19 protein-coding genes are annotated in these 22,575 nt (G+C 73.7%); 8 read left to right on the forward strand and 11 right to left on the reverse strand.

Going from position 1 to position 22,575, the window contains the following annotated elements:
* Positions 1–4: 4 nt before the first annotated feature.
* The gene (locus tag AB4K12_RS22375) at positions 5–379 is read right to left on the reverse strand and encodes an STAS domain-containing protein (RefSeq protein ID WP_086572946.1); all 375 of its coding nucleotides are present in this window, start codon (positions 377–379) and stop codon (positions 5–7) included.
* A 385-nt stretch (positions 380–764) separates the two neighbouring features.
* Between AB4K12_RS22375 and AB4K12_RS22380 the strand changes: the two genes are divergently transcribed.
* Both AB4K12_RS22380 and AB4K12_RS22385 read left to right on the forward strand, forming a co-directional pair.
* The gene (locus tag AB4K12_RS22380) at positions 765–1,331 is read left to right on the forward strand and encodes a sigma-70 family RNA polymerase sigma factor (protein WP_086572939.1); all 567 of its coding nucleotides are present in this window, start codon (positions 765–767) and stop codon (positions 1,329–1,331) included.
* Positions 1,328–2,557: a maleylpyruvate isomerase N-terminal domain-containing protein gene (locus AB4K12_RS22385; RefSeq protein ID WP_368435896.1), complete on the forward strand. Its 1,230-nt coding sequence runs from the start codon at positions 1,328–1,330 to the stop codon at positions 2,555–2,557. The genes AB4K12_RS22380 and AB4K12_RS22385 overlap by 4 nt, the downstream gene beginning before the upstream one ends.
* A 188-nt stretch (positions 2,558–2,745) precedes the next feature.
* On the opposite strand, the gene purU is transcribed toward AB4K12_RS22385, so the two are convergent.
* From purU to AB4K12_RS22405, 4 genes are all read right to left on the reverse strand, one after another.
* Positions 2,746–3,609, reverse strand: a complete 864-nt coding sequence (gene purU / locus AB4K12_RS22390) for a formyltetrahydrofolate deformylase (protein WP_368435897.1) — start codon at positions 3,607–3,609, stop codon at positions 2,746–2,748.
* A 48-nt stretch (positions 3,610–3,657) separates the two neighbouring features.
* On the reverse strand, positions 3,658–4,155 hold the full coding sequence (locus tag AB4K12_RS22395; protein ID WP_086572942.1) for a hypothetical protein: 498 nt from the start codon (positions 4,153–4,155) through the stop codon (positions 3,658–3,660).
* 230 nt (positions 4,156–4,385) lie between these two features.
* The gene (locus AB4K12_RS22400; RefSeq protein WP_368435898.1) at positions 4,386–6,341 is read right to left on the reverse strand and encodes a hypothetical protein; all 1,956 of its coding nucleotides are present in this window, start codon (positions 6,339–6,341) and stop codon (positions 4,386–4,388) included.
* A gap of 183 nt (positions 6,342–6,524) precedes the next feature.
* Positions 6,525–7,913: a transcriptional regulator gene (locus AB4K12_RS22405; protein ID WP_368435899.1), complete on the reverse strand. Its 1,389-nt coding sequence runs from the start codon at positions 7,911–7,913 to the stop codon at positions 6,525–6,527.
* Between the two features lie 311 nt (positions 7,914–8,224).
* Between AB4K12_RS22405 and AB4K12_RS22410 the strand changes: the two genes are divergently transcribed.
* The 3 genes from AB4K12_RS22410 to AB4K12_RS22420 all read left to right on the forward strand — a co-directional run bounded on the left by AB4K12_RS22410 (position 8,225) and on the right by AB4K12_RS22420 (position 11,455).
* Complete coding sequence (locus AB4K12_RS22410; RefSeq protein ID WP_086572970.1) at positions 8,225–8,899, forward strand: bifunctional DNA primase/polymerase; 675 nt, start codon at positions 8,225–8,227, stop codon at positions 8,897–8,899.
* 118 nt (positions 8,900–9,017) lie between these two features.
* The gene (locus AB4K12_RS22415; RefSeq protein WP_368435900.1) at positions 9,018–9,809 is read left to right on the forward strand and encodes an ABC transporter ATP-binding protein; all 792 of its coding nucleotides are present in this window, start codon (positions 9,018–9,020) and stop codon (positions 9,807–9,809) included.
* The gene (locus AB4K12_RS22420) at positions 9,806–11,455 is read left to right on the forward strand and encodes a transporter (protein ID WP_368435901.1); all 1,650 of its coding nucleotides are present in this window, start codon (positions 9,806–9,808) and stop codon (positions 11,453–11,455) included. Before AB4K12_RS22415 ends, AB4K12_RS22420 begins: the two co-directional genes overlap by 4 nt.
* A gap of 68 nt (positions 11,456–11,523) precedes the next feature.
* Here AB4K12_RS22420 and AB4K12_RS22425 read toward each other — a convergent pair whose 3' ends face one another.
* The 3 genes from AB4K12_RS22425 to AB4K12_RS22435 all read right to left on the reverse strand — a co-directional run bounded on the left by AB4K12_RS22425 (position 11,524) and on the right by AB4K12_RS22435 (position 15,285).
* On the reverse strand, positions 11,524–12,939 hold the full coding sequence (locus AB4K12_RS22425; RefSeq protein ID WP_368435902.1) for an FAD-dependent monooxygenase: 1,416 nt from the start codon (positions 12,937–12,939) through the stop codon (positions 11,524–11,526).
* Between the two features lie 188 nt (positions 12,940–13,127).
* A complete protein-coding gene (locus tag AB4K12_RS22430; protein WP_368435903.1) occupies positions 13,128–14,051 on the reverse strand; it encodes an alpha/beta fold hydrolase in 924 nt (307 codons plus the stop codon).
* Between the two features lie 541 nt (positions 14,052–14,592).
* Positions 14,593–15,285, reverse strand: coding sequence for a metal-dependent transcriptional regulator (locus AB4K12_RS22435; RefSeq protein ID WP_086568647.1), 693 nt, complete (start codon positions 15,283–15,285; stop codon positions 14,593–14,595).
* Positions 15,286–15,450: 165 nt separating this feature from the next.
* On the opposite strand from AB4K12_RS22435, the gene AB4K12_RS22440 reads away from it, so the two are divergent.
* Complete coding sequence (locus tag AB4K12_RS22440; protein WP_368435904.1) at positions 15,451–16,206, forward strand: SIS domain-containing protein; 756 nt, start codon at positions 15,451–15,453, stop codon at positions 16,204–16,206.
* Between the two features lie 62 nt (positions 16,207–16,268).
* Here the strand turns inward: AB4K12_RS22440 and AB4K12_RS22445 are convergent, their stop codons facing one another.
* Both AB4K12_RS22445 and pdxH read right to left on the reverse strand, forming a co-directional pair.
* The gene (locus AB4K12_RS22445; protein WP_368435905.1) at positions 16,269–17,762 is read right to left on the reverse strand and encodes a PAS domain-containing protein; all 1,494 of its coding nucleotides are present in this window, start codon (positions 17,760–17,762) and stop codon (positions 16,269–16,271) included.
* 350 nt (positions 17,763–18,112) lie between these two features.
* A complete protein-coding gene (gene pdxH, locus AB4K12_RS22450) occupies positions 18,113–18,754 on the reverse strand; it encodes a pyridoxamine 5'-phosphate oxidase (protein WP_368436084.1) in 642 nt (213 codons plus the stop codon).
* A gap of 366 nt (positions 18,755–19,120) precedes the next feature.
* On the opposite strand from pdxH, the gene AB4K12_RS22455 reads away from it, so the two are divergent.
* The gene (locus tag AB4K12_RS22455; protein WP_086568654.1) at positions 19,121–20,221 is read left to right on the forward strand and encodes a citrate synthase 2; all 1,101 of its coding nucleotides are present in this window, start codon (positions 19,121–19,123) and stop codon (positions 20,219–20,221) included.
* A gap of 114 nt (positions 20,222–20,335) precedes the next feature.
* Positions 20,336–21,367 carry a hypothetical protein gene (locus AB4K12_RS22460; RefSeq protein WP_368435906.1) on the forward strand — a complete coding sequence of 344 codons (1,032 nt, stop codon included), beginning with the start codon at positions 20,336–20,338 and terminating at the stop codon, positions 21,365–21,367.
* 61 nt (positions 21,368–21,428) lie between these two features.
* Here the strand turns inward: AB4K12_RS22460 and serC are convergent, their stop codons facing one another.
* The gene (gene serC, locus AB4K12_RS22465) at positions 21,429–22,547 is read right to left on the reverse strand and encodes a phosphoserine transaminase (protein ID WP_368435907.1); all 1,119 of its coding nucleotides are present in this window, start codon (positions 22,545–22,547) and stop codon (positions 21,429–21,431) included.
* Positions 22,548–22,575: the final 28 nt, after the last annotated feature.

A 22,575-nucleotide genomic window follows, 5' to 3' on the forward strand; every position in this document is an offset into this window, starting at 1 on the left:
CGGGTCAGGCCGAGAGCGGGTCCGCCGAATCCGTGGTCGCGCTGGCGATGTCCGGGTAGACCTCGAAGAGCCTGCGCACTCCCAGCGCCGCGAGCACCCTGTTGACGTGCGAGCCCTCGACCGCGCCCTGGGCGGGCAGGATGAGCCGCAGCCGGCCCTGGCACGAGCGCATCAGACGGCGGGCGGCGATCAGCACCCCCACCCCGCTGGAGTCGCAGAACCGCACTTCCCCGAGGTCGAGCACCAGACTCCGCCGGCCGTCCGCGACGGCATCGTGCACATGCTGCCGGACGGCGGGTGAGGTCACCAGATCCATCTCACCGGATACCTGGAGCACGGCCCAGTCCCCCCGCTCGCGCTCCAACACCTTCAACGTCACGCGCTCGAGCCCCTTCACTCGGTCTGTCGTTCCTATGGAATGGACCCTTCCGCGGTGTGGCTGCCTGGCGCTTCCCCCGTGGGGCGCCGTATGAAACACCGTGGTCCCAGACGCGGTACAAGCCGACCCATGGTGAGCCTATGCCCAGCTCGAACGCCGAATCCTCCTAGATCCGGTCACACCCGCATAACACATCGGCACATTCGGGCACGTACGATCGGCTCCGATCGTCGGCATCGACCCAGCGTGACGGTTCCCATACCATGCGCCGCGAAGGCCGTCGACAGGCTCACCGGGTTTCGCCCCAAACGCTCGTGCGCTGTCGGACCCGGCCGATACATTCGGCGGTAGGGGCGTACAGCAGTACGTACGGAGGGGGCCGGGCATGACGAACGACGCACCGCCGCGGTGGGACCGCAGAATGCAGCAGCGACTCGCCCACGGTGAGGCCGCGGCGCTCGGCGAGCTCTACGACCGTTTCGCCTCCCTCGTGCACGGCGTCGCCCACCGCGTCCTGGGCGACGAGGGCGGCGCCGACCGCGTCACCCGCGACGTCTTCGCCCACGCCTGGGAGCACGCCGACGAGTACGACCCCCGCCAGGGCTCCCTCCGCTCCTGGATCGCCGGGCTCGCGCACCGGCACGCCGTCAGCCGGCTGCGGCGGGCGCAGGACGACGGGGAGCGGCCGGCGACGGAGGTCGAGGAGAAGGTCCGTGCCGCGTCCGCCGCGGCCCGCGCCGACTACATCGTCACCTCCATGCCCGCGCCCCTGCGGGCGGCCCTGGACCTCGCCTACTTCCGGCGCCTGGACTACCGCCAGGCCGCCGCCCGGCTCGGCGTCACGGACGACGAGGCCAGGCGCAGACTCCGGCTGGGCTTACAGCTGCTGTCCACCGCCCACGACGGGCCCCGCGCGGTCTCGCCGCCGGGCGGCCGGGCGGCGGTGCGATGAGCACCTCACCCGGCTCGGGCTCCGACGACGACGCCGCACGTCCCGCGCGCATACCGCCACCGCGGGCTGCCGCCGACGACGCGGCGCGCCTGCCCCCGGCCGCGCCGGGAGCACCGGCGCGGCGGGCGCCCGAGCGGTCCCATCCCGTGCTCAAGTCCCTGCTCGGCGCCTGGGCGCTGGCCGCCTGCTCCCCCGAGGAGACCGCGGCCGTCGAGGAGCACCTCACCGACTGCGCCCCCTGCGCGGAGGAGGCCGTCCGGCTGCGCGACGCGGTCGCCCTGCTGCATCCCGAGGACGGCCTCGACCTCGACCCCACGCTGCGCTCCCGGGTGCTGGCCGGCGCGCTCGGCCGTCGCCCCGCCCGGATCCCGATCCCCGGCTGGGCCGGTCCCTACGAGGCGGAGACCGCCCGGCTCGACGCGCTGCTGCACGACATCGGCGAGGCGGAATGGCGGGCGCCGGTGCGGCTCGCGTGGTTCAAGGGCCGGCGGTCCGTCGGGCGCGAGGTCACGGTGGCCGCCGTCATCAGCCATCTGGCGGCGGTGGACGGCATCGTGGCGGGCGCGCTGGGCCTGGCCGACCCGCAGGGCCCCGGCACGCCCGACGAGCGCACGGCGGCCCGCTGGGCCGCGGACGCGTCCGGCCGGACGACGTCCGGCGAGGTCCACTCCGCCTGGCGCCACCAGGGCCGTGCGCTGATACGCACCGCGTCCTTCGCCGGCGACCGGGTGGCCGGCACGCCCGTGGAGTACGGGCCCTTCCGCCTGCCGCTGCGGGACGCGTTCCTGGAGCGGGCCTTCGAGTGCTGGGTGCACGCCGAGGACGTCGCGGAGGCGGTCGACTATCCGTACCAGCCGCCCGCCTCGCCGGACCTGCACCACATGATCGACCTCGCGGCCCGGATGCTGCCCCTCGCCATCGCCGGCCGCCGCCGCGCGGGCCTGGCCCCGCCGGCCCGCACGCTCGTCGCGGCCGGCGCGCCCGGCCGCGCGCTGCACCTCGAGGTCGAGGGCCGCGGCGGCGGCCATTGGTACATCCCGCTCGACTCCCCCGGGGCGGTCGGCACACGCGAGGGAGAGGTGGCCCATGTGGCCTTGGACGGCGTCGAGTTCTGCCGGCTGGCCTCGGGCCGCGTTTCGCCGGAAGAGGCGGCAGCGGGCGCCCTCGGCGACGCGCAGGCCGTGTGCGACGTCCTGTACGCGATGGCGTCGCTGTCGCGGATGTGACGTCCCGCTGAGGCGGCGGGCGTCCGTGTCGCCGCGCGGCGGTACGACACCCCCGCCGGGCGCGGCGCCCGGGCCGTAGCGGTCCGGGCGCGACGCGTGGGCCTGGGGCGCGCGTTCGCCACGCGAGGACGACTACGCGAAGACGGCCACGCGAAGACGACTACGCGAAGACGGCCACGCCAAGACGACTACGCGAAGACGACCGTCCGCGAGCCGTTCAGCAGGACGCGGTGCTCGCTGTGCCACTTCACCGCGCGCGCCAGCGCCTGGCACTCCACGTCACGGCCGATGGCCACGAGCTGCTCGGGCGTCACCTCGTGACCGACGCGCTCGACCTCCTGCTCGATGATCGGGCCCTCGTCGAGGTCGGCGGTGACGTAGTGCGCGGTCGCACCGATCAGCTTCACACCACGCGCGTGCGCCTGGTGGTACGGCTTGGCGCCCTTGAAGCTGGGCAGGAAGGAGTGGTGGATGTTGATGATCCGGCCGGAGAGCGCCTTGCAGAGGTCGTCGGAGAGGACCTGCATGTAGCGGGCCAGCACCACGAGCTCGACGTTCTCGGCCTGCACCAGCTCCAGAAGCCTCGCCTCGGACTCCGCCTTGTTCTCCTTCGTCACCGGAATGTGGTGGAAGGGGACGCCGTACGAGCCGACGAGCTCGGCGAAGTCGGTGTGGTTGGAGACGACCGCCGCGATCTCCACCGGCAGCGCCCCGATCCGGGAACGGAAGAGCAGGTCGTTGAGGCAGTGCCCGAACTTGGACACCATCAGCACGATCCGCATCTTCTCCTCGGCCCGGTGGATCTGCCAGTCCATGCCGAAGGAGTCGCCGATCGCCGCGAAGCTCGCGCGCAGCTTCTCCAGCGTCACCGGGTCCTCGGCGCTGAAGTGCACGCGCATGAAGAACAGGCCGGTGTCACGGTCGCCGAACTGCCGACTGTCCTCGATGTTGCAGCCGGTCATGAAGAGATAGCTGGACACCGCGTGCACGATGCCCTGCTTGTCCGGGCAGGAGAGGGTGAGGACGTACTGGGCTTGCTGTTCGGTGGCCATAGCCCAATAGCGTCGCATATCCGCGGCCCCCGGATGACCCCAGCCGGGTCAGATCCGGGTCAGCCGCGACAGGTCGTCCAGCGAGCGCGGTGCCGCGTCCGCGTCGTCGCCGTCGTTCGCCGCCAGCCGGACGTGCGCCTCGCGGGCCGCCCGTACCGCCTCCGCCCAGCCGTGGTGCTCCAGGTACGCCGAGACCGGCGCGTCCGCGCCCACCTGATGCATGATCCGCAGCACCCGCAGCACGGCGACGTCGACCAGCGCGGCCTCGCCGGAGTCCCGGAACACCGTTCCGACGTACTTCTCGGCCGACCAGTTGTCCAGCCAGGAGTCCTCGACGAGCCGGTAGACGGCGTCGGTCACATCTCCGTACCCCGCGCGTCCCGCGAGCCAGCACTCCTGCTGGAAGACCGGGTCCGAGAGCATGTGCAGCGCCGAGCGCACGTTCGTACGCCAGCGCCACCACGGCATGTCATTGAGCGGCATACCGTCCATGGTGGTCGAGCGGCGGCCGCGACGGGAAGACTTCTCTGAACCCTGCACAGCCATCGATCGTACGTTCCCGCCGGGTTCCGTGACGCGGCGGGATCCGGGCCGCGCTGTTCACCGTGCCGTCACCGGCCGTTCAGCGATGATCATCCGGCCGTTCCCCGCCGGGAGACAGGCTCGGGCCCGGTTCCCGGGGGCCCGTGGGGGGACTCCCGGGGGCCGATCGCTTCACGGCCCGCTTCACGACTCGCTTCACGCACTTCACGACGACGCCCGCGACCGCCGTCCGGTCACAGCTGGGACCACTCGTGCGTGGTCAGCCCGTACGCCCCCGCGATCGGGTTCCACAGGTCCGCCGCCTTCTTCTTCGCGGTGGTGGCGTCGCTGCTCGCCTTGTCGCCGGCGGCGCTGTCGCGGGTGGGGCGGGCGTGGCCCTTCACGCAGCCCTTCTTGCCCTCCACCTGGTCCGACCAGTCCGCGTAGCGGCTGTCGGCGGTGGCGGACGACTTCCACGCCTTCTTCAGCTGGCTCGTCAGGTCGTCATGGTTCGGCAGCTTGTCCGTCGGGGTCTTGTCGAGGCGCTTGAGCAGCTCGTTGCGCTCCTTCGCCGCCGCCTTCAGGGCGGACTCGGACTTGTCGAGGTCCTTGCACACCTTGATCGAGTCGACCGCCTTGACCACGGCGTCACGGCTCTTGTTGCTGTCCTTCAGCAGCGCGTCCAGCGCCTTGGCCTGCGACTCGATCGCCGGGTCCGCGGTCTTGGCGGGCTTGCTCGGCGTCGGGGCCGGCGTGGTGGCCTCCGTGGCGGGGGCGGACGGGGCGGGGCTGGCGACGGCGGCCTTCTGCGGCTCGTCGCCTCCCCCGCCGCTGAGCAGCGCCCCCGCGCCGAGGCCGGCGACCGCACAGCCCGCGACGACGGCCACGATCAGCATGGCGGGCGACTTCTTCCGCTGGGGCGGCCGGCCGCCATGACCGGAACGAGGCGCGTGGGGCCCGTGCGGACCCTGTGGACCCTGCGGGCCCTGGGCGCCGTGCGGCGAGGGCGCGGCGGCGGCCGAGGAGCGCGGCGGCTTCGGCAGCCGGCGGCTCGTCGCCGGGCCCGGCGTGGACGCCGGGACGGGCGGCAGCTGCTGGGTGGGAGCGGCGGCGCGGAAGAGCGTGTCGAACTCGGCGGGCGGTGGGCGCTCGCCCGACTGGGAGATCACTCCGAAGGGCGACCCGATGCCGGGCGCCCCACCCCCGGGAGGCGCGGGCAGGTCGGTGCCGCCGACGGGCGGGAGGACGGTGGTCGCCGCCGCGTCGCCGCGCCCGGCGCCGCCCACGGGCGGGAGGAGCGTGGTCGCGGCCGCGTCGCCGGGGCCGGGGCCGCCCACGGGCGGGAGGACGGTGGTGGCGGCCGCGTCGCCGCCGAGGCCGGCGGGCGGGGTGTTCAGCGACGGCAGGAGCGTCGTCGCCTCGGCGTCCGCGGCCCGGGGGGCGGGCGCCGGGACCTCGTCCTCGTTGACCACGGGCGGCAGGTACTGCGTCGCCGGGGCGTTCTCCTCGGCCCGTCCGTCCCGGCCTTCCGGAACGACGAAGGGGCGCGGCGTCACGGTGCCGCCGGCGGGCGGGAGGAAGGCGGTCGCGTCGGCGTCGCCGCCGAGGCCGACGGGGCCGGTGCCGGCGACCGGCGGAATGAGGGCCGTGGCCGCGGCGTCCGCCGGCGGCGTGGCGCCGAACGGGGCGTTGCCGTAGGGGGCGGCCGTACCGCCGTCGCCGTACGACGCGTCGCCGTAGGCGGGGTTGTCGTAGGCCGCGTAGTCGTACGTCGCGATGCCGTACGTCGGGGGACCGGTGGGCGCGTCGCCGACGGGCGGGAGGAACGCCGTCGCCGCGGCGTCCGCCGAGGGCGCGGCCGGCCGGCCCGCCCCGGTGGCCGGATTCCCGTTCGGCGTCGGCGGCTGCAGCAACTGCGTGGCCTCGGAAGCGGATTCGGGCCCTATGTCACGTATGCCGGGTATACCCGGTATCCCCCCACCGCTGGGCGGAACCGGCGGCGCCGGCGGCATCGCGGGCACGGGCGGAACCGGATGCACGGGGGTCAGCGAGGCCGCCGACAGTGGAGGGGCCTCCGGAGGCAGCGGGGCGCCCGGGCCCCAGGGGGCGGCGGGTGCGGGCGTGCCGGACCACGGATCGGCGGGCCGTGCGGGCGGCTCGGGCGGGGCCGCGGGGCGCTGCGGCTCGTTCCCCTGTCCGCTCTGCGTCACCGGGACTCCTCAGGCTGTAACGGGACTTACGCAATCGGCCGCTCACGCTACCGGGTCGCCCCGGCGCTCGGCCATGCACCGCCCGTTCACCCCGGTCCGCGGCACGATCGTCCCAGGTCACCCCAGGCCTCGGAGCAGCCGTCCGGTCTTCGCCGACCGGGCCTCCGGGCCTGGGGCACGTCCCTACGCCGCCTGCATCTCCATCCGCGTCCCGAATTCCCTTACGACCGGTTCGTCCCGGTACGGCTCCAATCGCTGCCGGAAGTCGTCCAGATACTCGGCACCCCGGTTGGAACGCAGCGTGCCCAGCAGCTCCAGGGCACGGGTGCCCGTGGCGCAGGCCTCCTCCACCTCGCGCTGCTGCACATGGGCCGTGGCGAGCAGCAGCAGGTCGATGGCCCGGCGGCGCACGCGGCCCGTCGGGTGGGTGGCCAGCGCGTCCTCCGCGTGCCGCCGCGCGGGCTCGGCCTGGCCGAGGTCGCGGTGGCAGTGGGCCAGCTCGTCGGAGAGGTAGGCCCGGTCGAAGTGACGGATCCACGGCGGGTCGTCGCCGGAGTCGGTGCCGTTGTCGGCGGCCTCGAGCCGGGAGACGGCCCGGCTCGCGACGACCTGACAGGCGCGCGCGTCGCCGAGCAGCGCGTGGCCGCGCGCCTCGGCCGCGTAGAACATCGCCTCGGCGCGGGGCGTGACATGCCCCCGCGCGCCCTCCTGGGCCGCCTTGGCGAGCTGCGCGATCTCCCTGGGGTTGCCCAGGGACGCGGCGAGGTGGCTCATGCTGGCGGCCAGGACGTAGCCGCCGTAACCGCGGTCGCCCGCGGCCTGGGCCAGGCGCAGCGCCTGGATGTAGTAGCGCTGGGCGAGCCCGGGCTGGCCGGTGTCGACGGCCATGTAGCCCGCCAGCTCCGTCAGCCGCGACACGGCCGCGAAGAGGTCGCGGCCTACCGCCTCGCGGTACGAGCCGGCCAGCAGACCGGAGACGACGCTGTTGAGGTAGTGGACCACCACGGGGCGTACGTGCCCGCTGCCGTAGCGGTGGTCGAGCTCCACGAGCGCGTCCGTGGTGGCCCGCACGGCCTCGACGTCGGACGGGCCCACGCGCGCGCCCGCGCTCCGCGCGACCTGCGGGTCGGCGGCGGTGATCAGCCAGTCGCGGCTGGGCTCGACGAGCGCCGAGGACGCCACCGACGTTCCGCTGAGGAAGTCGCGGCGGCCGACGTCGCTGCGCCACAGCTCGCAGACCTGCTCGATCGCGCCGAGGACGGTCGGGGAGAACTGCAGCCCCACCCCGGACGCGAGGTTCTTGCCGTTGGCCATGCCGATCTCGTCGATCGTGACCGTGCGGCCCAGCTTGCGGCCGAGGGCCTCGGCGATGACGGCGGGCGCCCGGCCCCGCGGCTGCTGGCCGCGCAGCCACCGGGCCACGGACGTCTTGTCGTACCGCAGGTCCAGGCCGTGCTCGGCGCCGCACATGTTGACCCTGCGCGCCAGGCCGGCGTTGGAACAGCCGGCTTCCTGAATGAGCGCTTGCAGCCGTTCGTTCGGCTGCCGCGCCACGAGTGGCCGTGCGGCCATGCTCAACCCCCTGAGACTGCTATGCGTTCGCGATGTGCTCCGCGTGGTGCGGAGTGACCGATCCGGCTGTGAACGCCTTCTCCTGTGATCTTTGCCCCCCTGATATGCGGAGAATGCAGGACTTACCGGTATTGGCATCAATAGCGGCAATGACCTGGGTCAGTAACACGCCGCCCAGGTGGCTACCCCTTCGCGGCGGCGAACTTTCGCCTGCGCCCCCGCACATGCATCCGTGCGCCCCATGTGCTGTGGCCGGCAGGTGCGAGGAGCCTGTGCCAGAGCCGTAACCCCCGGTGACGGCGGCAGTTGAGCTGGGCGTGGAAGAGACCATCGGAGTAGCGGCCCCGCATATCCCCCAACAGCGCGGTGAGCGCGTGCTGGACGCGGCGGCGAGATACGCGGAGGACCGGCACTGGGACGTTTTCCCCGGCACCTGGCTGGAGGCCAGGGACGGGCGCGAGCACTGCTCGTGCGGCGAGCCCGCCTGCCCCGCGCCCGGCGCCCATCCCGCCCGGCCCGACTGGGCCACGCAGGCCACGGGCAGCGCGTCCACCGCGCGGCGCATGTGGACGAAACAGCCCCGCGCCTCGATCCTGCTGCCCACCGGTCGCACCTTCGACGCCCTGGACGTCTCGGAGTCGGCCGGTTTCCTGGCGCTGGCCCGCATGGAGCGCATGGAGATCCAGCTCGGGCCGATCACGTGCACGCCGTTCCGCCGGATGCTGTTCTTCGTGCTGCCCGGCGGCGCCCTGAAGGTCGCCGACCACATCCGCAAGCTCGGCTGGGCGCCCTCCACCCTCGACCTGGTCGCCCGCGGCGAGGGCGACTACGTGGTCGCTCCCCCCACCCGCATCGGCAGCCGCGGCCCCGTGCAGTGGGCGCGTCAGCCCACCGCCGCCAACCGCTGGCTGCCGGACGCGGAGGAGCTCGTCAGCGCCCTCGCCTACGCCTGCGGCCGCGAGGCGGCGCTGGCCCGCGGCCGCTGAGAACTGCTGACAAACGTCATCGGTCCGCCCCTCGCGTCGCCCCTATGGTGGATTCGGGGGGCGGAGTGCTGTTCGGCGTCCCCGGAGCACCACATCACGGGGACGAAGGAAGTGCGCGATGGAAGCAGTGGGGCAGGGCGCGAGGACCGCGGTCCGCGTCGAGGGGCTGTGGAAGCGGTTCGGTGAGCAGGTGGCCGTCGCCGGGGTCGATCTGGAGATTCCGGCGGGCCGGTTCATCGGCCTCGTCGGCCCCAACGGCGCGGGCAAGACGACCACCCTGTCCATGATCACCGGCCTGCTGCGCCCCGACACGGGCCGGGTCCTGATCGGCGGCCACGACGTCTGGCAGGACCCCGCCGCCGTCAAGGCCCGCATCGGCGTGCTGCCCGAGGGGCTGCGAATGTTCGAGCGGCTGTCGGGGCGCGAACTCCTGGCGTACACCGGCCGGCTGCGCGGGCTGCCGGGCGAGGAGGTCGACAAGCGCGCCACGCAGCTGCTGGACGTCCTCGACCTCGCCGGCTCCCAGCACAAGCTCGTCATCGACTACTCCACCGGCATGCGCAAGAAGATCGGCCTGGCCGCCGCGCTGCTGCACAACCCCGAAGTCCTCTTCCTCGACGAGCCGTTCGAGGGCGTCGACCCGGTCTCCGCCCAGACGATCCGCGGGGTGCTCGAGCGCTACACCGCCTCGGGCGCCACGGTCGTCTTCTCCAGCCATGTGATGGAGCTGGTCGAGTCCCTGTGCTCCTGGGTCGCGGTGATGGCCGGAGGCCGGATCCGCGCCCACGGCCCGCTCGCGGACGTCCGGGGCGACGCCGCCACCCTGCAGGACGCCTTCCTCGAACTGGTCGGCGTGCGCGGGGCGGCCGCCGGCGACAGCCTCGACTGGCTGGGCGGCGGCGCCCGATGACCACCGCAGCCGCACCCTCCGCCCCGTCCGCCCCGGCGGCCCCCTCCGCCGCGGCCGTACCCTCCACCACGGCCGTCTTCGTCCGGCTCAAGCTGTCGCTGCTGCGCAACGGCCTGCGCCAGTCCGCCGGCCGCAAGGCCGTGTGGATCACCTCCGTCGTCCTGGTCTCGCTCTACGCCGCGCTGCAGGTGCTCGGCCTGATCGTGCTGCGCGGGCACGCCCACATCGGCGCCCTGGCCGTCTGCATGGCGGCACTGCTGGCGTTCGGCTGGGCGGTGATGCCGCTGTTCTTCCCCGGCGGCGACGAGACCATGGACCCCACCCGGCTCGTGATGCTGCCGCTGCGGCCCACCCCGATGATGACGGGACTGCTCGCCGCGTCCCTGGTCGGCATAGGCCCCGGCTTCACGCTCGCGGTGCTGACCGGCGCGGTCGTCGCCAGTGCGCACGGCGCCGCGGCCTTCGCCGTCGGCGTGCTGGCCGCGCCGCTGGCCCTGCTGGTCTGCCTGTCCCTGGCGCGGGCCGTCGCCACCGCCAACGTCCGCCTGCTGACCAGCCGCAAGGGCCGTGACCTCGCCCTGCTGAGCGGCCTGATCATCGGCGTGGGCGGACAGCTCGTCAACCTCGGCATGCAGCAGCTCAACGGCCTCGGCATGGCCCGGCTGGAGCCGGTCGCCGACGTCCTGCGGTGGATACCGCCCGGCTCCGCACTGGACGCCGTGCGCGCCGCGAGCGAGGGGTCGTACGGCCGGGCCGCCGCCGGACTGGCCCTGACGGCCGCCGCGCTCGCCGCCCTGCTGTGGTGGTGGCAGCGCAGCCTCACCAAGGTGATGACGTCCCCCGACGGCTCCACCATCGGGGCGGCCTCGGCCAAGCCGGACAAGGCGCGCGCCTCCGGCCCGGGCCTGGCCGGCCTGCTGCCCGCCGGGCGCACGGGCGCCGCCATGCACCGCTCGCTGCGCTACATATGGCGTGACCCGAAGACCAAGGCGTCATGGGTCTCCGGGCTCGCGGTGGGCGCGCTGGTGCCGATCGTCAACGCGGCGCAGGGCGCGGAGAGCGTCTGGTTCTCCATGTTCGCACCGACGATGCTCGGCCTGCAGATGTACAACCAGTTCGGACAGGACGGCCCGGCGTTCTGGATGGTGCTGCAGACGCTCGGCTCGGCGCGCGACGCCTACGTCGAACTGCGCGCCAGGGCGCTGGCGTTCTCCCTGATCGCCGTGCCCTATGTGACGCTGGTGGTCACCGGCACGGCCGCGTTCACCGGCAAGTGGTGGGACTGGGCGGAGGTCCTGGGCCTGTCCCTGGCCCTGCTGGGCGCGCTCTTCGCCACGGGCGCGATGGCCTCGGTGCTGGCGCCGTACTCGATCCCGCAGGACAGCGGCTTCAAGAACGTCGCGCCGGGCCAGGGCGCCCTCGCCTGGTTCGGCATGCTGGGCGCCCTGGTGGGCGCGGTGCTCTGCGCCCCGCTGGCGGCCCTGACCATCTGGCTGCACATGGCCGGAGCGCACTCCCTGCTGTGGATCGTGCTGCCGCTGGGCGCGGGCTACGGCCTGCTGACGGCGTGGCTGGGACTGCGGCTCGCCGCGCCCCGCGTGGTCGATCGGCTGCCGGAGATCCTGGCGGCGGTCAGCAAGGGATAGCGGCCGGCAAGGGACAGCGGCGGACGTGCCGTCCGGCGGCCGGTCGCGGCCCCGGACGGCGCGGCGTCTCACCCGTCCGAGGCGTGCTCCACATAGCCGTCGGGGCGGACGAGCAGGGTCGTGGAGCCGGCGTCGGCGCGGGTGACCGTGACGACGCCGGCCTCCTTCCGCGGCTCGGCGCCACGCGGCAGGACCCGGACGTGCGTTCCGGCGCGCAGTGCCTCGTACAGCCGGGTCGGGCCGCCGTCGGTCTCGGCCAGCGGCAGGTCGGGGGCGCGGCGGCCGGTGAGGGGGTGGGAGCCGGGCGGGGCGGGGTAGTGGATGCCGATGCCGGAGACGAAGCGCGCGATCCGGTGGGTGGCCGGGGGCACCAGGAAGGCGGCCGCCGCCACCGTGTTGCGCAGCCGGCGGGTGGTGGGCGAGGAGGCCAGCACGGTGCGTACGAGCGCCCCGCTGGCGCGCAGCACCTGGGTGCCGACGGGGTGGCGCTCGGCGTGGTAGCTGTCGAGGAGGGCGTCGTCGCCGCGTCCGTCCAGGGCGGCGGCCAGCTTCCAGCCGAGGTTGGCGGCGTCCTGGATGCTGGCGTTCATGCCCAGTCCGCCGGCGGGCGAGTGGACGTGGGCGGCGTCGCCGGCGAGGAAGACCCGGCCGTCGCGGTAGCGGGGCACCTGGCGCTCGTCGCTGTGGAAGCGCGAGGTCCAGCGGGGGTCGCGCATGCCGAAGTCCGTCCCGAAGGCGGCCCGGGTGACGGCCTTGAGGTTGTCGAAGTCCACGGGCACGTCGGAGGACAGGTCGCTGCCCCGCTCCCAGGCGATGACCCGGTACCAGCCGTCGCCGAAGGGGGCGATGAAGGCGAAGCCGTCGGCGACGCCGTTGAACGCGGGCACCTGGCCGGGCGCGACGTCCAGGCGCACGTCGGCGAGCATCACGGAGCGCAGCACGGCCTTGCCGGGGAACGGCATGCCGATGGCCGAACGAACGGCGCTGTGCACGCCGTCCGCGCCGACGACGTAGCGGCCGCGCAGCGTCACGGGGGCGGCGCCCTCCTCCACCGGCTGGACGTCCACGTCGACGCCCTCCGCGTCCTGGCGCAGCCCGGTCACCCGGGCGCCGCGCCGGATCTCGGCGCCGCGGGCCAGCGCCCGCTCCTCCAGGAGCCGCTCGAGCTCGTACTGCGGGGTGATGAGGAGGCCCGCGAAGCGGGTGTCGAGCGTGCCGAGGTCGATGCCCGCGCGGCCGAAGAGGCGCAGGGCCTGCAGGAAGGTGCCGGTGGCGATGAGCGGCTCGGCGAGCGCGCGGGCGTCGAGCACCTCGAGGGTGCGGGCGTGCACGGCGAAGGCGCGGGTCAGGTTGGACTCCTCCGCGCGCCGTTCCAGCACGACGACGCGCACCCCGGCGGCGGCGAGATCGCCGGCCAGCAGGAGTCCGGTGGGGCCGGCCCCGACGACCAGGACGTCGGCGGTGGGTTCGGTGCGCAGTGACATGACGGCTCCCGATGGGTGGCTTCGGCGCGGCCTCGTACGCGACGGGTGGCGTAGGGCGCCTATGCCCAGTGCACACCCGCCGCCGGGGTGATGTCAACGGTCGTTGAATTAAATCGGGACAGCTCCGGCCCCATCCGGACGCATCCGGCTTCAGGTCGGACGCATCCGGCTTTCGGACGCATCCGGCCTCAGGCCGGCACGGCCGCCTCCAGAAAGGGCTCGGTGACCCGGCGCCAGCCGTCGGGCCGGTCGTAGTGGATCAGGTGGCCGGCGTCGGGCACCTCGGCATAGCGGCCGCGCGGCAGGACCCGGACCATCTCCTGGGCCTCGGCCCGGCCCAGCGCGCCGTCCAGCCCGCGCACCACCAGGGTGGGACACTCCACCATCGCCAGCTCCTCCCAGTGCGCGTCGTGGGCGTAGCCCTCGCGGGCCTGGAGCATCTGGCGACGGAAGAACAGCGGCCGCCAGCCGTCGGCGCGCTCGGCCATCACCTCGGCGTAGAAGTCGCCGCGGGCGGGCACGGGGCGCTCCAGGGTCGGGTCGTCCTCGCCGAACCACTTGCGGACGTCGGCGAGCGTGGCGAACGGCACCGGCCAGGAGCCCAGCCACTCGCTCCACTCGCGCTGCGTGGCCGCGCCCAGGGCGGAGGCCCGCATGTCGGTGATGACCAGGGCCCGCACGAGGTCGGGGCGGCGGGCGGCCAGCTGCCAGGCCGTGAGGGCGCCCATGGCGTGGCCGATGAGGGTGACGGGGGCGAGGCCGAGCTGCTCGACGGCCGCCTCGGCGTCGGCGACATATGCCTCGCGGGCGTACGGGCCGCTGACCGGCTTGTCGCTGCGGCCGTGGCCGCGCTGGTCGAGGGCGACCGTGCGATAGCGCCCGGAGAGCCAGCGGGCGGTGTCCGCCCAGTGCGCGGCACGGCCCAGCAGGCCGTGCAGGAGCAGGACGCCGCCCTCGCCGGAGCACCGCCCGCCGCCGTCCCGCCCGGCGCGGCGGACCGCGCGGCGTACCGCACAACGGTCCGCCGCATGGTCCGCCTTCGGCGGTTCGGCGAACTCCCAGGCGGCAAGCCGCACTCCGCCGCTTCCGGTCACTTCGATGCGCCGCACCATGAGCCCTGGCACCCCCTCGTCTCCCCCGAGCAGCCCAACCCTATGGAACTTCCATTCGAATGAACCGTTGTCGCGCGTAACACCCCTCGTTCGAGTGACCGGGCGGCAGGATTGACCGTCTGCGGTCAGGGGAGAAATCGACTCGGGCGCGGACCGCTCGGGGAAGAAGGTCCGCGAGGCGCACCCTGGGAGCTCGGGGCTCCGGGTCGCCACGGGGGACAACGGGGAGGTGGGGCCCCGGCTGCCTGTGAGGGCGCCGGGGCCCTTTTCCGTTCCCGTGCCCGTAGGCGGTGGCGCGGCTCCCGTGCCCGTAGGCGGTGGCGCGGCTCCCGTGCCCGTGGCCGGTGGCGCGGCCCGCGCGGTGCGTCGGCCTCATCCGATCCCCTCCCCACGGCCGTCGGCGCGCATATGCGCGTCGGCACTCAGCGCCAGCGTGGCACGCCTTCGGCCCGAGCGCGCCGATTCCGCCGCGGCTCGGCAGGTTGACGTAACCGGGCGTACGTACCCCGCGCGGCAGCCCGTTCCCGGCCGTCGAGGCCGGTCAGCGCTTGGCTACGAACACATGGGAGGCGATGTCGGAGGCCAGCTCGGCGGCCTCGCCACTGCTGCCCACCATCACTCCACCGGGCGACTCGGTCACACTGACCACGGCTCCGGGCTGAACGCCCGCGCGGCGCAGGGTGTACATCAGCTGGGGGTCCGTCTGGATGGGCTCGCCGATGCGGCGGACGACCACGGTCTTGCCCTCGGAGCCCGGCTCGAGGTCCATCAGGCTGACCATGCCGTCGTTGAGGAAGGGGTCCGACTCGGACTTCTCGCCCAGCTCCTCCAGGCCCGGGATGGGGTTGCCGTACGGCGACTCGGTGGGGTGGCGCAGCAGCTCCAGCACCCGCCGCTCCACGGCCTCGCTCATCACGTGCTCCCAGCGGCAGGCCTCGGCGTGCACCTGCTCCCACTCCAGGCCGATCACGTCGACCAGCAGGCACTCCGCGAGGCGGTGCTTGCGCATCACGCGCGTGGCCAGCCGGCGGCCCTCCTCGGTCAGCTCCAGGTGCCGGTCGCCGGCGACGGAGACCAGGCCGTCGCGCTCCATGCGGGCCACCGTCTGGCTCACCGTCGGGCCGCTCTGGTCGAGCCGCTCGGCGATGCGGGCGCGCATGGGGACCACACCTTCCTCTTCCAGCTCAAGGATGGTGCGGAGATACATCTCCGTGGTGTCGATCAGTCCGGACATGCCGTGCCCCTCGATAAGTCGTGCGCTGGCCCTGAACCCAATTCTGACGCATGCCGCCGTCAACGGGGCCGCGTACGCCACCGCCCGCCCCCGTCGTATTGACAGGGCCCACGTCGAGACCGCAACGTGACGTCGAGCCGAACCGAGCCAAGGAGCCCCGCAGCGATGAGCGAGAACAAGCTTGCCGGGCAGTTCTTCGACGCCGCGATCGCCCTGCTGGGACGGGTCCGCGACGAGGAGGCCGGCGCCATGGCCGCCGCCGGGAGCGTACTCGCCGACACCGTGGCCCACGGCGGCAGGCTCTTCGTCTTCGGCGCCGGGCACTCCTCTCTCCCCGCGCAGGACGTCGTCTACCGCGCGGGCGGGCTCGCCCTGATGAACCTGCTGGCCGTGCCGGGCGTCGTCGGCGTCGACGTCATGCCCGCCACGCTCGGCAGCGCGCTGGAGCGGGTGGACGGACTCGCCGGGGCCGTCCTGGACACCAGCCCCGCCCGGCCCGGCGACGCCCTGATCGTCGTCTCGCTGTCCGGGCGCAACTCCCTGCCCGTCGAGATGGCCATGAACGCCCGCGCCCTCGGCCTGAAGGTCATCGGCATCACGTCCCTGGCGTACGCCGAGGAGACCCGGTCGCGGCACGCGTCCGGAACGTTCCTCAAGGACCACTGCGACATCGTCGTCGACACGAAGATCGGCACGGGCGACGCGGAGCTGTCCGCCGACGGCATCGCAGCACCCTTCGGGCCGGCCTCCACGGTCGTCGGCGCGGCGGTGGTCCAGGCCGTCGTGGCATCCGCCGCGGGCGAACTGGCCGCGCGCGGCATCGACCCGCCGATGCTGCGGTCCGGGAACGTCGACGGCGGCCACGAATGGAACGGGCGCGTGCTCAGCGAGTACGGGGACCGCATCTTCTTCCGGCACTAGGCGTACCGGGCGCACCTGGCGTACCTGGCGTGCGCGTCAGGTGCCGGCGCCGGGCGCACGCATCAGGCCGGGCCCGTCACCGCCACCGCCAGATCGATCGCCGCGGCGACGCGCGAGGCGATGTCCTCGGCGTACACCGCGTCCGCCCGGTCGAACGCCCTGCGCGACCCGCCGCGCAGGAACGTCACCACACCCACCGTCCGCCCCCGGCTGCGCAGCGCCGTGGCCAGGGCGTGCCGCGTGCCGTCGGGCCATCTGCGGGCCGCCGCCCACCCGGCGCCGCGGTCCGCGGCCGCCCGTACCGAACCGCATCGCTCGACCGCCTGCAGCGCCGGATGGCCTTCCCGGTACGGCACGGGCAGGCCGCCGCCGGCCGCGACGGGGCCCTGCCCCGGCGCCCCGGCGGGCGTCGTCGCGGCACGGACCAGCCGCACCGGCCCCTCCGGATCGGCCTCCGGATCCGGCAGCAGGTCGATCAGGGCGTGGTCGGCGAAGCCCGCGAGGGCGAAGTCCAGGTAGAGCGCCGCGGCCTCCATCGGGTCCTCGCACTCGGCCACGGCCCGGCCCGCCCGGTGCAGCTGGCTGCCCCGGAACCGCAGCCGCGCGCTCTCCTGCTCGGCCAGCCGCGTCTTCGTCACGTCCAGGAACAGCCAGGCCACCCCCAGCGGCACGGGCTCCTCCACCAGCGGCGTCGCCAGCCGCAGGAAGCCGCTGCGCCAGCAGCGGCGCTCGGCCGCCGGGGCCCCCGCCACCGCGTCGGCTGAGCGCACGGTCACCCACAGCTCGGTGGGCGCGGGCGGCGCTCCGGCCGCCAGGACGTGCTGCAACGCGCCCTCGAGTTCCTCCACACCCTGGTCGAGGAGCTCGCCCAGCGGCCGGCCCAGCAGCGCCGTGCGGCTCGTCCGCAGCAACCGGGCGGCGTGCGCGTTGGCCAGGGCCGGGCGCAGGTCCGCGTCGACCAGCACCACGCCCCACGAGGAGGCCTCGCCGAACAGCGCCTCGCTCAGCGCGACCGACCGCTCGAGGTCGATCTGCGTGTGCACCTCGCTGAACGCGCAGTACACCCCGGCCGGGGTGCCGTCCGCGCCCGGCACGGCGGAGGACTGGATGCGCACCAGCACCCGCCCGCCGTCCTTGGTCAGCAGCGCGAACTCGTCCACCTGCCGCCCCGGGGCGTTCATCGCGCCCAGCAGTCGCCCGGTGACCTCCTCGGCGTCCGCCTCGCGCGCCGCCCAGCCCGCCAGGCCCCGCCGGCCGACGGCCTCCCGCGCGGTCCAGCCGAGTATCCGTTCGGCCTCGCGATTCCAGTGGGTCACCGTGCCGTCCGCGTCGAAGGCGCACAGGGCGGCGTCCATGCCGTCCAGGAGAGCCGCGAGGAGGTCGTGGTCGTCGCCGTCCGCCGTCGGGTCGTGGCGGGCGGGGCCGGACTGGTGTGGAGCGGTCACGGGGTACCCCCTGCTGAACGCGTCTGCGGGTGGAGCGTGCCCTGCATGTCCTGCACGAGCGGCATTCAACTCGAGACGGGCGCGGACCACACCGCGTTCGGTGAAATCCATGCGCCGAAATCACGCCCCGGAAATTCGCTTGTCGCCGCCGGAGGCCCTTCCTAGGCTGTCCCGTACACGAGAAGGGAGGTGGTTCGGGACATGATTTCTTTCCGGACGCGTGAGGTGACTGCGGGCTAGCGCCCGTCGTCGCGTATCTACGCAGCGCCGGCTCCGCCGGCCAATCCCAGGCAGTCACCCGATCCGTGGGCCGCCGAGTCGTCCGCTCGGCACCGCCACGCTCGCGCTGTGCGAGTGCGGTGGTAGCGGCCCACGGATCGTCTGCGTCTGCCGCCGAGTGCGATCGGGGCTCCGCCCCGGACCCCGGTCCTCAGACGCCGGACGGGCTGATTCCCAGCCCTTCACGGGCACAGGCGCTCCACGCGCCACCCGCTGTCGCCCTCGCCCACATCGCCGGTGCGGACGTACCGCAGCCGGTCGTGCAGCCGGTTCGCCCGCCCCTGCCAGAACTCCACGGTCCGCGCCGTGACCCGGAAGCCGCCCCAGTGCGGCGGCACCGGCACCGGCTCGCCCTCCGGGAAGCGGGCCGCCATCCGCGCGTACGCCGCGTCGAGGTCGGCACGCGAGGCCGCCACCGCGGACTGCTCGCTCGCCCAGGCGCCGATCTGCGAGCCGTAGGGCCGGGAGCGGAAGTACACGGCCGTCTCCAGGGGATCCACCCGATCGGCCGTGCCCGTCACCACCACCTGACGGGCCAGCGGATACCAGGGGAAGAGCAGGGAGACGTGCGGATTGGCCGCGATCTCCCGGGCCTTGCGCGAGCCGTAGTTGGTGTAGAACACGAAGCCGCGCTCGTCGTAGCCCTTCAGCAGCACGGTCCGGGAACTGGGCCGGCCGGCCGCGTCCGCCGTGGAGACGACCATGGCGTTGGGCTCGTGCAGCTCTCCCGCGGCGGCCTCGGCGAACCAGCGCGCGAACTGCCGGTGCGGGCCGGGCGCCAGTTCGTCCTCGGCGATGCCCTCGAACTCGTAGTGGCGGCGCATGGCGGCGAGGTCGTGCTCGTGTGCGTACTCGTCGGTGGTGTGCTCGTCGGTGTGGGACACGGGCCACATCTTGCAGGAGCGGGCGGGGGCGGGAGAAGTCGCGTCCCCGTCAAGAGCCCCGCCGAACGCGCGGTGTGCCGGACATCACCGAGGTGTACAGCTGTGGGCCGGTTGACCAAGGGGCTATCGTTTCCGGCCCCGGCACGGCGACGGCTTTCCGCGACGGCTTTCTGCGGAGGCCGGGTGAACCACCGGGTGAACCACCACCGCACGGGGCATGACCGCTTTTGACCGGGACGGACCGCGAGCCGCGCAGACGGCCCCGGTCGGCAGTCACGTGTCGAACACATCATGAGGAGCCGCCTGATGTCCGACTTCGTACCCGGACTCGAAGGAGTCGTCGCGTTCGAAACGGAGATCGCCGAACCCGACAAGGAAGGCGGCTCGCTCCGCTACCGAGGCGTCGACATCGAGGACCTGGTGGGCGACGTGTCCTTCGGGAACGTCTGGGGCCTGCTGGTCGACGGATCCTTCAACCCCGGCCTGCCGCCGGCCGAACCCTTCCCCATCCCCGTCCACTCGGGTGACATCCGCGTCGACGTCCAGTCCGCGCTCGCGATGCTCGCGCCGGTGTGGGGGCTCAAACCCCTCCTCGACATCGACGAGGCCACCGCGCGCGACAACCTCGCCCGGGCCGCCGTGATGGCCCTGTCGTACGTCGCCCAGTCGGCCCGCGGCCAGGGCCTGCCGATGGTGCCGCAGAAGGAGATCGACAAGGCGGGGACCGTCGTCGAGCGCTTCATGAAGCGCTGGCGCGGCGAGCCCGACCCCAAGCACGTCAAGGCCGTCGACGCCTACTGGACCTCGGCCGCCGAGCACGGCATGAACGCCTCCACCTTCACCGCCCGCGTCATCGCCTCGACCGGCGCCGACGTGGCCGCCGCCCTGTCCGGAGCGGTCGGCGCCATGTCCGGCCCGCTGCACGGCGGCGCGCCCTCCCGCGTCCTGGGCATGATCGAGGAGATCGAGCGCACCGGCGACGCCGTCGCCTACGTCAAGGGCGCCCTCGACCGCGGCGAACGCCTCATGGGCTTCGGCCACCGCGTCTACCGCGCCGAGGACCCGCGCGCCCGCGTCCTGCGCCGTACGGCCAAGGAGCTGGCCGCGCCGCGCTTCGAGGTCGCCGAGGCCCTGGAGAAGGCCGCCCTGGAGGAGCTGCACAACCGCCGCCCGGACCGGGTGCTGGCCACCAACGTCGAGTTCTGGGCGGCCATCGTCCTGGACTTCGCCGAGGTCCCCGCGCACATGTTCACGTCGATGTTCACCTGCGCCCGTACGGCGGGCTGGAGCGCCCACATCCTGGAGCAGAAGCGCACCGGCCGCCTCGTCCGCCCCTCGGCACGCTACGTGGGTCCCGGCCCGCGCGACCCGCGCGAGGTGGAGGGCTACGGCGACATCGCGCGCTGACGCCCCCTCCCGCGCCGTACGGCGCCCCCGGAAGGATCGAACGACCCTATGACCGATGCGTGGCGGAGGGGCGGCTGCCGCCGCTCCGCCACGGGCGGATGGCAGGCTTGGTCCATGCGTCCATTCCTCCCAGCCCTGGGGATCGCCGCGCTGGTCGCGCTGTCCGCCGCCCCGCCCGCGAGGGCCGTACCGGCGGCGGACGGCGATGTCCCCTCCGCCTTCACCATCCAGGACCCGAGGATCAAGGAGTCCAGCGGCCTCGCCGCGAGCCGCGCGCACCCGGGCGTGTACTGGACCCACAACGACAGCGGCGACGGCGCGAACGTCTTCGCCGTGGACAGCCGCACGGGGCGCACGGTCGCGACGGTGACGCTGGCCGGCATCGATCCCCGGGACGTGGAGGCCATCTCGATCGGGCCCGACGGGAACATCTACCTCGGCGACATCGGCGACAACCTCGGCGGCACCTGGCCCGAGGTGTGGATCTACCGCTTCCCGGAGCCGAAGACGCTGCGCGACGCGACCGTGACACCCGTCCGCTTCACCGTCCGCTACGACGAGGGGCCGCGCGACGCCGAGTCGCTGATGGTGCATCCGAAGACGGGCCGCGTCTACATCGCCAGCAAGAAGCGTTCGGGCAAGGGCGCCCTCTACGAGGGGCCGGAGCGGCTGTCGGAGTCCGGGGTGAACACCTTCCGGCGGGTGGCCGACGTCAACGTCTGGGCCACGGACGGCGCGTTCTCCCCGGACGGCACACGGCTGGTGGTCCGCGGCTACTTCGAGGCCCGTGCGTACCGCTGGAAGGACGGCCGTCTGCAGGAGGAGGCCGGCCGGCCCACCGTCCCGCTGCAGCGGCAGGGCGAGTCCGTCACGTTCACGCCCGACGGCCGGACCCTGATGTACGGCACGGAGGGCGCCACCAGCCGCGTCACCCCCGTCGAGCTCAAGGGCGAGCTGCTGCCCGACAGCGTGCCCGAGCGCTCGGGCGACGACGACTCCGGCAAGGGAGGCGACCCGTCCGACGGCAAGGCCTCGGGCCCGGGCGGCGACGAGAGCAACCGCAACATCGCCATAGGGGCGGGCACGTTGGCGGTCGTGACCGTACTGGTCGTCGCACTGCGCCGGCTGCTGCGGCGGCGTACGTGAGCGGGGGCGCGGACGGCCGCGCCCCCGCTCACGGCCCTAAGCAGTAAGCAGTAAGCAGTGGCTAGAGGCGCTCGATGACGTAGTCCACGCAGGCCGTCAGGGCCTCGACGTCCGCCGGGTCGATCGCCGGGAACATCGCCACACGCAGCTGGTTGCGGCCCAGCTTGCGGTAGGGCTCGGTGTCGACGATGCCGTTGGCGCGCAGCACCTTGGCGATCGCGGCGGCGTCCACGTCCTCGGAGAAGTCGATGGTGCCGATGACGGCCGAGCGGCGCGCCGGGTCCGTGACGAACGGGGTCGCGTGCTTGGAGGCCTCGGCCCAGCCGTAGAGGGTGCGGGCGGAGGTCGCCGTGCGGCGGACCGCCCAGTCCAGGCCGCCCTGGCCGTTGAGCCATTCGAGCTGCTCGTTGAGCAGGAAGAGGGTGGACAGGGCCGGGGTGTTGTACGTCTGGTTCTTCAGCGAGTTGTCGATCGCGGTCGGCAGCGAGAAGAACTCGGGGATGTGGCGCCCGGAGGCGTGGACGCGGGCGGCGCGCTCCAGGGCGGCCGGGGAGAACACCGCGAGCCACAGGCCGCCGTCGGCGGCGAAGGACTTCTGCGGCGCGAAGTAGTAGACATCGGTCTCGGTGATGTCGACCGGCAGTCCGCCCGCGCCGGAGGTGGCGTCCACCAGCACCAGCGATCCGGTGTCCGCGCCCTCGACGCGCCGGACGGGGGCCGCCACGCCGGTGGAGGTCTCGTTGTGGGTGAGGGCGTAGGCGTCGACGCCCGCCTCCGCCTTCGGCTCGGGGTGGGTGCCGGGCTCGGAGGAGATGACGGTCGGGTCCTCCAGCCACGGGGCCAGCCGGGCGGCCGTGGCGAACTTCGAGGAGAACTCGCCGAAGGCCAGGTGCTGCGACTTCGACTCGATGAGGCCGTGCGTGGCGATGTCCCAGAACGCGGTCGAGCCGCCGTTGCCGAGGATCACCTCGTAGCCCTCGGGCAGGGAGAAGAGCTCGCCGATGCCCGCGCGTACCCTGCCGACCAGTTCCTTGACCGGGGCCTGGCGGTGGGACGTACCGAGCAGAGACGTTCCGGTGGCAGCCAGGGCGCTGAGCGCCTCGGTCCGCACCTTGGACGGGCCCGCGCCGAAACGACCGTCGGCGGGCTTGATGTCAGCGGGGATCTGGATATCAGCCACGGCCGCAGCCTAGTGCGAAAGGGAGCCG

Origin of the sequence: Streptomyces sp. C36 (assembly GCF_040932295.1) — a bacterium.
Lineage (GTDB): Bacteria > Actinomycetota > Actinomycetes > Streptomycetales > Streptomycetaceae > Streptomyces > Streptomyces triculaminicus.

Excerpts from the sequence above, each read along its gene's own strand:
- AB4K12_RS22435 (WP_086568647.1), bottom strand. The coding sequence starts at position 15,285 with ATGTCCGGACTGATCGACACCACGGAGATGTATCTCCGCACCATCCTT.
- AB4K12_RS22455 (WP_086568654.1), top strand. The coding sequence starts at position 19,121 with ATGTCCGACTTCGTACCCGGACTCGAAGGAGTCGTCGCGTTCGAAACG.
- AB4K12_RS22425 (WP_368435902.1), bottom strand. The coding sequence starts at position 12,939 with ATGTCACTGCGCACCGAACCCACCGCCGACGTCCTGGTCGTCGGGGCC.
- AB4K12_RS22460 (WP_368435906.1), top strand. The coding sequence starts at position 20,336 with ATGCGTCCATTCCTCCCAGCCCTGGGGATCGCCGCGCTGGTCGCGCTG.
- AB4K12_RS22385 (WP_368435896.1), top strand. The coding sequence starts at position 1,328 with ATGAGCACCTCACCCGGCTCGGGCTCCGACGACGACGCCGCACGTCCC.
- AB4K12_RS22430 (WP_368435903.1), bottom strand. The coding sequence starts at position 14,051 with ATGGTGCGGCGCATCGAAGTGACCGGAAGCGGCGGAGTGCGGCTTGCC.
- AB4K12_RS22405 (WP_368435899.1), bottom strand. The coding sequence starts at position 7,913 with ATGGCCGCACGGCCACTCGTGGCGCGGCAGCCGAACGAACGGCTGCAA.
- purU (WP_368435897.1), bottom strand. The coding sequence starts at position 3,609 with ATGGCCACCGAACAGCAAGCCCAGTACGTCCTCACCCTCTCCTGCCCG.
- AB4K12_RS22415 (WP_368435900.1), top strand. The coding sequence starts at position 9,018 with ATGGAAGCAGTGGGGCAGGGCGCGAGGACCGCGGTCCGCGTCGAGGGG.
- AB4K12_RS22440 (WP_368435904.1), top strand. The coding sequence starts at position 15,451 with ATGAGCGAGAACAAGCTTGCCGGGCAGTTCTTCGACGCCGCGATCGCC.
- pdxH (WP_368436084.1), bottom strand. The coding sequence starts at position 18,754 with ATGCGCCGCCACTACGAGTTCGAGGGCATCGCCGAGGACGAACTGGCG.
- AB4K12_RS22395 (WP_086572942.1), bottom strand. The coding sequence starts at position 4,155 with ATGGCTGTGCAGGGTTCAGAGAAGTCTTCCCGTCGCGGCCGCCGCTCG.
- AB4K12_RS22420 (WP_368435901.1), top strand. The coding sequence starts at position 9,806 with ATGACCACCGCAGCCGCACCCTCCGCCCCGTCCGCCCCGGCGGCCCCC.
- AB4K12_RS22380 (WP_086572939.1), top strand. The coding sequence starts at position 765 with ATGACGAACGACGCACCGCCGCGGTGGGACCGCAGAATGCAGCAGCGA.
- AB4K12_RS22445 (WP_368435905.1), bottom strand. The coding sequence starts at position 17,762 with ATGGATTTCACCGAACGCGGTGTGGTCCGCGCCCGTCTCGAGTTGAAT.